The organism is Flavobacterium columnare NBRC 100251 = ATCC 23463 (assembly GCF_002530675.1).
Classification (GTDB): Bacteria; Bacteroidota; Bacteroidia; order Flavobacteriales; family Flavobacteriaceae; genus Flavobacterium; species Flavobacterium columnare.
Window position 1 is genome coordinate 1 of record NZ_PCMX01000011.1, and the last position, 10,936, is coordinate 10,936.

Below are 10,936 nucleotides of genomic sequence, written 5' to 3' on the forward strand. Positions count from 1 at the left end.
TAAGGATATATTTTATAAATAGCTCCAATGGTTATAAAAGAATAATCAAAACTTAAAGTATAGTTTTTACCTAAAGCATTGTTGAATGTTAATTTGTCTCCTGTGTTTCTGTAAAGGATTTCACCTTGTAAGGCTACTCTTGTATTGGGTAGTTTAGCATTTACAAAAAAACCGCCTTCTACTCCGTAACTTCCTTTAGAATCTAGGCTAAAATGAGTTAAAGAATTGTCTCTTCCAACAATCATTTCGGGAAGATTACTAACGGATGAATGCACCGCACCTATTTTTAATCCGTATGTAAAAGGTTCTGTATGTTGTGAATAAAATTTATTGAAAAAAAGAAAAATTGTGAGAGATATAGTTTTTTTCATTGTTTTTTTTCAAAAATAAGAAAATTCTATAAAAATCCATTTGTATTTTGAGTATACTGAAATAAATTGTGATTTTAAGCATGCCAAAAAAATCAAATGACAATAAATGAAGACCTTGATTTTTTATAAAAATCATTTGCAAGATCATTAGGTACATTAAAAAGATCGAATAAAAGTTTAAATAATATAAAAAACTCTATTACATTCTACTTAAAGACAGCTGCTTTGATTAATTAGGGGCTTCTAATAAAATAAGGTTGAATGATTGAAAGGGAGTAATACGTAGAATATAATGCCTTTTTTCTTTCTAGAAAATTTTATACATAACCTACTGTTTTTCTTTTCTAAAATTAGAAGCTTATTGGAAAACATTTATTAAATTTGGAGAAAAGCATTGGGTAAGTTTTTGAATTTAATATCAAATCCCTATTTTTGTTAAAACAATTTAAAAAGATAAATACCATAAACTTAATTATGTCAAAAACTGCGATATTAGAATTTGATGGCAATAAATACGAGTTCCCTGTAATGGTGGGTTCTGAAAATGAAGTGGCTATCGATATTGAAAAATTACGCGCCCTAACAGGAGCGATTACTATAGATCCTGGGTATAAGAACTCCGGTTCTTGTACCAGTGAAATTACTTTCTTAGATGGTGAAGAAGGAATCTTAAGATATAGAGGATATGCTATTGAGGATTTAGCTGAAAAAGCCACGTTCTTAGAAGTATCTTATCTAATTATTTTCGGAGAATTACCAACAAAAGCTCAATTAGAAAAATTTGAAAATGATATTCGTAAATATACTTTAGTAAACGAAGAAATGAAAAATATCATTGACGGGTTTCCTAAAACAGCTCACCCAATGGGAGTATTATCATCGTTAACTTCTGCTTTAACCGCTTTTAATCCTAAAGTAGTAAATGTGGAAAATGAAACCGAAATGTATGAGGCAATTTGTAAAACTATGGGGAAATTCCTAGTAATTGCTACATGGACGTATCGTAAAATGATGGGATTCCCATTAAACTACTATGATAACACAAAAGGATATGTGGAAAATTTCATGCGATTAATGTTTGAATTGCCTACAGGACCTTATACCACTAACAAAACAGTTATAGATGCTTTAGATAAACTGTTTACGTTACACGCTGATCATGAACAAAACTGCTCAACTTCTACAGTTAGAATTGTAGGATCTTCACATGCAGGTTTATTTGCTTCCATTTCAGCAGGAGTTTCTGCACTATGGGGGCCTTTACACGGAGGGGCAAACCAAGCTGTACTTGAAATGTTAGAACAGATTCAAAAAGACGGAGGAGATGCTCAAAAAGCATTGGAAAGAGCTAAGGATAAGGAAGATCCTTTCCGTTTAATGGGCTTTGGACATAGGGTGTATAAAAATTTTGACCCTCGCGCAAAAATCATTAAAAAAGCAGCGGATGAAGTATTAGCAGAATTAGGAGTAAACGATCCAATTTTAAATATTGCTAAACAATTAGAAGAAGCGGCTTTAGTAGATCCTTATTTCGTAGATAGAAAATTGTATCCAAATGTAGATTTCTACTCAGGAATAATTTATAGAGCGTTAGGAGTTCCAACCGATATGTTTACCGTATTATTTGCTATTGGTCGTCTTCCAGGATGGATTGCACAATGGAAAGAAATGCGTTTAAATAAAGAACCTATCGGACGTCCGCGTCAAGTATATACGGGGTATCCATTACGACCATTCGTGTCTATAGATAAAAGATAATCCAAATCTAAATAAAATATAAAAAAGCTTCTTCTCTCAAGAGGCTTTTTTTATATTTGCCACCGAAACAGATGAATTGGTTGTTGTAAAATCATATAACAATCACCATCCAATCTAAAAAATTATGAGTAAGTCAATTACTTTTCTAATAAACAAATCAGAAATTGCAGCAGGTACACGCGGAGCTTCTTTAGGACCAGAAGCCATTATCACAACAGCTAGGAAAAAAGAGCGTTATATTTTTGGCGAAAATACTCTCGAAACAATTAAGGATGTAAATTCTTATTTGGATAAGCCAACGAAGTTTCCTTTTGCAAAGCGTATAGACGGTCTACTTTCTGTTTATGAGGAACTAAATACAAAAGTTTCTTCTCTATTACAAAAAAAACAATTCCCTATTATTTTAGCGGCAGATCATGGTTCTGCGGGTGGAACTATAGCGGGTATTAAGTCTGCTTACCCAGATAAAAGAATTGGAGTAATTTGGATTGATGCTCATGCAGATATTCATACGCCTTATACCACGCCTTCAGGGAATATGCACGGAATGCCTTTAGCCTCTGTAATGGATGTTGATAACTTAGAATGTCAAATAAATAAAGTAGATGAAAAAACAATTGATTATTGGAATAGACTAAAAAATGTTGGAGGAGTAACAAAAAAAATTAATCCAGAAGATTTAGTTTATATAGCTGTACGTGATACGGAACCCCAAGAAGAAGCTGTTATCGAAAAGTTAGGTCTAAAATGGTATACAGTACAAGATGTTCGTAATTTGGGGATATGGACCTTGGTAAATAATATTAATACACAATTGCATCAATGTGATATAATCTATATTTCGTTTGATGTTGATTCTATGGATCCTCTCTTGACTTCACATGGTACAGGAACTCCAGTGCCTCACGGAATTACCCCGCAAGAAGCAAAAGATTTATTAGTACACTTAACCTCTAATCCTAAAACAATTTGTGTAGAAGTAGTGGAAGTAAATCCTTGTTTAGATGAGAAAATAAACGCGATGGCAGAAATAGCTCTAGATATAGTAGATTCTATTGTAAATGTGGTAAAAAATAGATAATTAATTTTATAAATATAGAATTCTCTCAATCACTATAAAATGCAATAAGTTTCAGTAGTGTTTGAGGGATTTTTTTTACTAAATAAAATATGCAACAAATAACAAATTCTCTATTAATGGTGCGACCTGTTTCATTTAGAATGAATGAACAAACAGCAGTAAATAATTATTATCAAAAACAAACAGATGCAATCTTGCCAGCAACTATTACAACTAAGGCTCAACAGGAGTTTGATGCTTTAGTTGGCAAACTTCGTCAAGTAGGAGTTCATGTAGTTGTGGTGGAAGATACAACAGATACGGATACACCTGATGCGGTTTTTCCTAATAATTGGATTTCATTTCACGAAAATGGGGATGTAATATTATATCCCATGTTTGCTGAAAATCGTCGTTTAGAACGAAGAGAAGATATTTTAGATATATTGGAAGAAGAAGGTTTTGTTATTCAGGAAATAATGGATTACACACTTGCAGAAGAAGAAGGTGTTTTTTTAGAAGGAACAGGGAGTATGATTTTAGATCGTGTACATCAAAAAGCATACTGTGCTTTATCTCCTCGTGCCGATGAAGAATTATTTATTGAATTTTGTGAGGATTTTGAGTTTACTCCTGTCTTGTTTAATGCCTTTCAAACAGTTAATAAAAAAAGAGAATTGATTTATCATACAAACGTAATGATGGCTATAGGAGAAACTTTTGCAGTTCTTTGCTCAGAATGTATAGATGATAAAACGGAAAAGAAAAATCTAGTAGAAAATCTAAAAAAGGATGGTAAGGAAATTATCTATATTTCCGAAAGTCAAGTAAACGCCTTTGCTGGTAATATGTTACAAGTAAAAGGGAATGATGATAAAACGTATTTAGTCATGAGCGAATCAGCTTATAATTCACTAAATAAAGGACAAATTGAACAAATTGAAAAACATACGACTATTCTATATTCAAATTTAGAAACTATAGAAACCTACGGAGGAGGCAGCGCTCGTTGTATGATGGCTGAGATCTTTTTACCTAAACAGTAAAATGAAACAGTAAAAAATCCCAAGTAAAAAGTTTGGGATTTTTTATATGCCTTTTTTGAATCAAAAACCAGATTAAATAGTATTGTAAAGAAAAAATAAACCGATTATTAGACTGTTGTTATTTTATCTAAAGATTTGATTGCGCACACTTGAATGCAAAGAAAAGCGAATGAAAAAAAGACGGATCGACTCAACTCATCAATTCATTCAAATCTTGTGAAATTTGCTTTTAAATGTAATGCCATTCATTACTTGATAAGATGACTGTTTTCTATGATTTTTAAAATAGCATTTACTATATACTGTACACCTATTGCAATTACAAAAAAACCAACAATTCTTGAGATAGCTACAATGCCTGCTTCTCCAAGAAAACGAACTAGATAATGAGCGCTGTTTAAGACTAAGAAAATAGAAACAGCTACTGCTAAAATAGCACTCATAGCGAGACTCATAGCCATCCAGTTATTGTGTTCTTGATAAAAAGCAATTAATAAGGATATCGAGCCTGGGCCTGCTAACAAAGGCATAGCTAATGGAGTAAGAGCAATGGCGTGTTTTTGTTGTGCCTCATCTTCTACCTTTTTGTTTATCCCTTTACGCTTTTTAACCTTTCCAGATAATAAACCAAAACCAGAATTGGCTATAATCATACCTCCTGCAATTCGTAAGGCTTCTAAACTAATACCAAAAAAGCGCAAGACATATTCGCCTAAAAAATATGATACAATCATAATTATGAATACGTTAATTGCGGTCCATTTAGATGTTTTGGTTAGTTCCTGACGTGTATACCCATTCGTGAGTCCAACAAAAACAGGAATAGCACCAATAGGATTAAGTACAGAAAATAAGGCGGCAAAAATGTAGAAAAATAGATCCATAGTTTTTTTGTAAAATTAAAATTCTAAACTTTTTTAAAAGTAAAGAAAATGTTAAGTTCTGGTTTACTAAGTTTAAAAATAGTAAATTTATTCTTTTAAAAATAGTAAAAATGAAAACTTTAGTTTTAGGGGCTTCTAGTAACCCAGAAAGATATTCGTTTGTAGCCATGAGTAGATTATTACAAAATCAACATGAAGTAATAGCTATAGGTCTAAAAAACGAAAGCGTTTTTGGAATAGAAATTCAGAAAGGATTTCCTGTTTTAGACGATATTCATACGGTTACTTTATATTTGAATCCGCAACGTCAAAAAGAATATTACAAATACGTAATAGAATTAACACCTAAGCGAGTTATTTTTAATCCAGGTACAGAAAATCCAGAGTTTTATGATTTGTTAAAAAAAAATAATATCATCATAGAAGAAGCTTGTACATTGGTGCTTTTAGGAACGAAGCAATATTAAAAAAGAACCCAAAAAGAAAATATTTAAATTTTATTAATTTCGACACAAGGAGAAGTCGTACTATTAATGTTGTTAGACTTCTCCTTGTGATCGAAAATAGGGTTCTTCTTTTTTAAATTTTAGATTTAATAGATGAATTTATTTCAAATTAGTTTTTTATGATTCGTCTAACAGATTTTTTGTTGCCATCTGTAATGTTAACTAGGTAAACTCCGCTTTGAAGAGAAGCCAATTCAATAGTTTCATTAAAAACACCTTCATTGTTGAATTTAAGGGTATAGATGTCCCTTCCGTAGAGATCATTTATTTTAACATCTATTTTTGGTTCAGAAGATGTAAGTTGAATAGTAAACGCATCTTTTGTTGGGTTTGGATACATTGTGAAACTTTCAAATTCTTCTTGTTTTGTATTTAAAGTTTCATTTGTTCCGAAGTAATACACTCCGTTAAGTCCATTAGGAACATTACCGCTTAAAGTGGTATTGTTGCCAAAACTTCCTAATGTTGTACTAATAGGGGTATTGAGTCCTTCTTTAATGATTTTTAAAGTATTTCTACTATTGCCTGTAATAGTTTCCCACGCGGAAATTTCTGCCTCTGTAAAATAGAATTTGATAGTTTCAGTTCCAGCAGGATTATTTGTAGTTGGTGAAATGGTGAAAGATTTTGCCATTACTTTTTTATTATTATCTACATTAGAACCGTAATTAACAGCAGTAGATCCAGCAGTAGTTTGATCTCTATTTATAAATACATTTGTACAACCATAATTAAAACTAGAATTATTAGACATTAAAAGCATTAGTTTGTTCGTTAAAGTATCAACTGCGTATGTATTTCCTGCTCGGTTTATTGTAGCTTGATATTTTGTGTTTGAGTTAACTACTTGTTGGACAAAATTGGCATCAACAGGAGAAGAAGAATTTATTTCAAAGTCATCCATCATTAATATGTTTTTATTAGTACAGTTATAATGACGTATACTCAAATAAACAGTTTGACCTGCATACGCACTCAAGTCAATGTTTTTATTGAAGATCGTTTTTCCTTTGGTTAAACTTTCTGTAATAATAGGTTGTTGGTTAATTATAGTATTGGGGTCTTTTGATGTCGTTATGTAGACAGAATAATTTTCTTCAAAATCCGTATTATCAATTGAAGCAACTTTGTATTTTAAAATTCCATTATTTGGTAAAACAATAGGAGTGTTAAAAGTGATTAAGTTATCAGGAGTTAAAGGAATATCCGTATAGTTTATTTGAGTCCAAGATCTAGAGCCTAACCATCTTTCCGAAAAACCGATTGATCGACTCGTTGTACTCGAATTAAAAATCTCCCATTTACGATTATCACGATCTAGATCCGTGTTTATAATTATAGGTAATGTACTACCGTCATTATTTTCTAAGAAAGCAATATTAGTCATACTATCGCTTGGCGCATTTTGTGTGTTTTTTAATGTACACGTTAAAATAGAAGGGGAGTCGCTTCCAGCGTAGCTATCTATGATAAGAGCATCTCCTCCATTGTTGTTTACAGTCATTCCTATTTTAATTATTTTGTCATTATCTATTACTCCACCATTATAAAAACGGACAACCATTTGTTGAGGAAGACTACTTCCTGCGTTAAATGTAACAGTTGGAGTTATAATGTCAAAGTCTTTTCCTAACACTGCGTTACTGCCTTGAGTTATAGGTCTAAAAGTAACGATCGTATTGGCAGTCGGAGCTTTTAAAATAGAAACTTTATAGTTTACATCGGTATAGCCACAATTAGCTACTTTATTTACTATTGAGGTAAATTTTTCTTGTGTAAAGTATATTCCTGCTTTTGTTATATTACTAACCAAAGAGTTGTTTAGTACGCCTCTTCGATCCGCTACTTGCATTACAGTTTGAATTCTGTTTTTTTGATCATTAGTAAATGTATCCATACATGAATCTGGAGTGTAATCCATGTAGTTCTGTATCATGTCTACACCTGGGATATTTGTACAAGAATCAGTGTTAGCCGTACAAGAATAGTTGGCAGCCGCAGCCGCAGGTGTGTCCGCGCAAAAATCCTCATTGGTGTAATTATTTGTCAGATCTACTGAAGAGCAGCCATCGTCACCCCATATATGTCTTAAACCTAGCCAATGGCCTATTTCGTGAGTCATGGTTCTTCCTAAATTATAAGTTGGATTGAGGGTAAAAGAGCCATCATTTAACGCGTTTGTTCCAAAAGCGTCAAAACTAGCAACTACACCGTCTGTTGAAGCTAAACCTCCATTCGTTTGCATTCCACTAAGTCCAGAATTACTGGGGAATTGTGCATATCCCAATAAACCGCTCTGACCTCCTTGATTAAGTGGTAATCCTCCAGGTCTGATAGTCCAGATGTTTAGATAACGAGTAGGATCCCAAATGGTATTGGTTTTCATCATTTCTGTGTCAGCTCTTGTTTCCCAGTCAGCTCCTTGGTCATTGTTTTCAATATTGTTCGAATAAGGGGTTATGTTATGTCTAACGATTCCTGTTGTTGGGTTGCCATTAGGATCTTGTTTGGCTAGTACAAAATTTATTTCGGTATCAACGGCTAAACCTGTAGAGTTTCTTCCTCCAGGTGTTGCTGCTAGACGTCTATAGTCTTGATTCATTACTGTAATTTGCGATATGGCCTGAGCATCTGTAATGTTTTCTCCTGTGCCAATAGCATCACCGTTGTGAATGATATGAATGACTACAGGTATAGTATATGTTAATTTTCTATAATTTCCTGCTTTTTTATCCGCTTTAAATTTTTGAATATGAGGGCTAAGGAATTTTTCAAATTCCATCGTAGTCATGCGGTTTGGATATTGTGCCTTTAGTTCCGCTTCATATTCAACAGTTGAACAACGATGGTATTGGAATTTGTCTTTTTCCTGAGAAAAAATAATAACAGAATTCAGGATGAAAAGAGTATTCCAAATGAATTTTTGGATAATTTTTTTCATTATCTTTTTTTTAACAAAAATATGTAATTTGCGTTGTTTTTTTAGATTTCGCTATAGAAATAAATTAATTATTTTTTTTGTTTGATTTGTGTTTTATCTGGTTGGTTTTCTTGTTATGATTGAAGGGGATTGCGGTTTAGATAAGATCTGTTAATAATGGGCTTTATTTAAATTGTTTTAAGACCAAATTGCGCATTAGAAAATTATTACAGATAAAAATGAGTTTGAATCTAAAAAAAGACTCAACTTTTTGTTCTCAATGTAGTAAAATTACAGCTCCAGTGAAAAAAAACCGTATATTTTATCTTCTTTTACCTTTTTATCTTCACCATAAAATTTAACGGATAATCTGGGGTAAGTAGGTTTTTATTAAACTTAATCGTGGGAAGGATTTGAAAAAAAGGAATAGATAGAGTTTTAAATGTTAAATTAGCTTTCAGAGAATCGGATATAGGAAGATTATTTTCGATGGATATTTGGTGTTTTAGCAACCCTCAAAGGCTGTTCAAAAAAATAGGACAGCCTCTGTGAATTAAAATATATCTTTTCTAAAAACGTGTGCTATTTGTTGTAGGCTTACTGATAAATAATAAGCCAATGAAAGTAATTAATCCATTAAAAATGATTAATTCTTCAGCTATGGTGTAGCCATCAAACCATTCAGCAGAATGGGCTGATAAGAAATAACAAAGAATGGGCGAAATTAGACATATAAAAGGAACTAATTTATCTCGAACTGTTTTGGTTTTCATGAATAAACCAAATCCGTATAATCCTAATAAAGGACCGTAAGTGTATGAAGCAATTTTGAAAATCATTTTTACAACGGAAGCATCGTTTACAGTATTAAAAAAAACAATGACTAAAAATATTAATCCAGAAAAAACTAAATGAACAGTATGTCGTGTTTTTTTTAGTTTCGTATCGTTATTAAAATTTTTATCGTTGTTTTCTGATTGCTTTTTCTCCATTCCTAAAAAATCAATGCAAAATGATGTGGTTAAAGCAGTAAGTGCTGAATCAGTAGTAGCAAAGGTGGCCGCTGTAAGACCTAATAAAAATACAATTGCAGGAACTAATCCTAATGATTTCAAAGCTATTTCAGGAAACAAGAAGTCTGTTCGAACTACGTTATCAACCATAGGAACAGCAATGCCATTTTTTTCTGCATACATATATAGTAATGCTCCTACACTTAAGAAAAAAAGGTTAATGATTACAAATATTCCTGTAAATGTAAACATATTTTTTTGAGCTTCTTTTATGTTTGGACAACTCAAATTTTTTTGCATCAAGTCTTGGTCAAGACCTACCATAGCAATAGTTACAAAAATTCCTCCTAAAAGTTGTTTCCAGAAATAATTACCCTTTAAATAATCGTCAAAGAAAAATATTTGGGAATAGGAACTGTTTTTTACTTTTTCAAAAGCTTGTAATGGAGATAAATCTAAACTTTGACAAATAAAATAGATCGTAAGAAAAACAGAGGATACTAAGAAAAAGGTTTGTAAGGTATCAGTAATAATAATAGTTTTAAGGCCTCCTTTATAAGTGTACGCAAAAATTAAAAATAAAGATAGGAATACGGTAATCGTAAAGGGTATTTCATAATAATCGAAAACATATCGTTGTAAAACTATGACTACAAGATAAAGACGAAAGGCAGAACCAATGGTACGACTGATTAAAAAGATAGACGCTGCTGTTAAATAACTAATTTTACCTAAACGTTGTTCAATATAACCATAAATAGAAGTTAAATTCATTCTATAGTATAGAGGCAATAATACCGTAGCTACAATAAAAAATCCTAAAGCATTACCTATTACAAATTGAAAATATTTAAATTGTAATTCGGTGTTGCCAACTTCTCCAGGTACAGAAATGAAAGTTACACCTGATAATGCAGTTCCTATCATACCAAATGCAACCAAATACCATTTAGAATTTTTATTCGCTTTAAAAAAGGCATCATTACCACTGTCGTTTTTACTCATAAAATGGGAAATAAAAAACAAAATCCCAAAGTAGATAATGATTAAGGAAAGAATTGCAAATGGAGTCATAGGTCAAATGAATAATTTTAGTTTTGTATTGCAAGATAGAAAAAACTTGATTAATGTCCGAAAAAGTAACTTTAAAAAAAAAATACAAGAACGTATGAATGATTTTTTATTTATAACAAAAAAACAATAGATATTTTTTTTTGAATTTGTAGAACTTTTTCATTTCGTTTTTTTTGTTAAAACTTCTACATACATTTGTACTGTAAATAATAATTTTTAAAATGAAAAAAATATATAAAGGAATCATTGCAATGTTATTCCTATATACAGGAGTTGTTTATTCAAATAACGATCTGAAGTATGG

The 10,936-nt window shown here is 31.6% G+C and carries 8 protein-coding genes and 1 pseudogene; 5 read left to right on the forward strand and 4 right to left on the reverse strand.

Annotated elements, in window-relative coordinates:
- Positions 1–371 (reverse strand): annotated as a pseudogene (locus B0A78_RS01905) (outer membrane beta-barrel protein); the annotation flags it as partial.
- A 474-nt stretch (positions 372–845) separates the two neighbouring features.
- On the opposite strand from B0A78_RS01905, the gene B0A78_RS01910 reads away from it, so the two are divergent.
- The 3 genes from B0A78_RS01910 to ctlX all read left to right on the forward strand — a co-directional run bounded on the left by B0A78_RS01910 (position 846) and on the right by ctlX (position 4,235).
- Complete coding sequence (locus tag B0A78_RS01910) at positions 846–2,129, forward strand: citrate synthase (RefSeq protein ID WP_014164837.1); 1,284 nt, start codon at positions 846–848, stop codon at positions 2,127–2,129.
- 124 nt (positions 2,130–2,253) lie between these two features.
- Positions 2,254–3,210, forward strand: coding sequence for an arginase (gene rocF, locus B0A78_RS01915; protein ID WP_014164838.1), 957 nt, complete (start codon positions 2,254–2,256; stop codon positions 3,208–3,210).
- Positions 3,211–3,299: 89 nt separating this feature from the next.
- Positions 3,300–4,235 (forward strand): citrulline utilization hydrolase CtlX, encoded by a 936-nt coding sequence (gene ctlX / locus B0A78_RS01920; protein ID WP_014164839.1) that lies wholly within the window; start codon positions 3,300–3,302, stop codon positions 4,233–4,235.
- Between the two features lie 248 nt (positions 4,236–4,483).
- Here the strand turns inward: ctlX and B0A78_RS01925 are convergent, their stop codons facing one another.
- A complete protein-coding gene (locus B0A78_RS01925; protein WP_014164840.1) occupies positions 4,484–5,119 on the reverse strand; it encodes a MarC family NAAT transporter in 636 nt (211 codons plus the stop codon).
- Between the two features lie 110 nt (positions 5,120–5,229).
- Here B0A78_RS01925 and B0A78_RS01930 point away from each other — a divergent pair, with 110 nt between their 5' ends.
- Entirely contained in the window at positions 5,230–5,586 is a 357-nt protein-coding gene (locus tag B0A78_RS01930) for a CoA-binding protein (protein ID WP_014164841.1), read from the forward strand.
- A 148-nt stretch (positions 5,587–5,734) separates the two neighbouring features.
- Here B0A78_RS01930 and B0A78_RS01935 read toward each other — a convergent pair whose 3' ends face one another.
- Positions 5,735–8,566, reverse strand: coding sequence for a T9SS-dependent choice-of-anchor J family protein (locus tag B0A78_RS01935; protein ID WP_097609321.1), 2,832 nt, complete (start codon positions 8,564–8,566; stop codon positions 5,735–5,737).
- A 548-nt stretch (positions 8,567–9,114) separates the two neighbouring features.
- Entirely contained in the window at positions 9,115–10,632 is a 1,518-nt protein-coding gene (locus tag B0A78_RS01940; RefSeq protein ID WP_041253177.1) for a sodium:solute symporter, read from the reverse strand.
- Here B0A78_RS01940 and B0A78_RS14660 point away from each other — a divergent pair.
- The gene (locus B0A78_RS14660; RefSeq protein ID WP_162493066.1) at positions 10,601–10,762 is read left to right on the forward strand and encodes a hypothetical protein; all 162 of its coding nucleotides are present in this window, start codon (positions 10,601–10,603) and stop codon (positions 10,760–10,762) included. The genes B0A78_RS01940 and B0A78_RS14660 overlap by 32 nt on opposite strands.
- Positions 10,763–10,936: the final 174 nt, after the last annotated feature.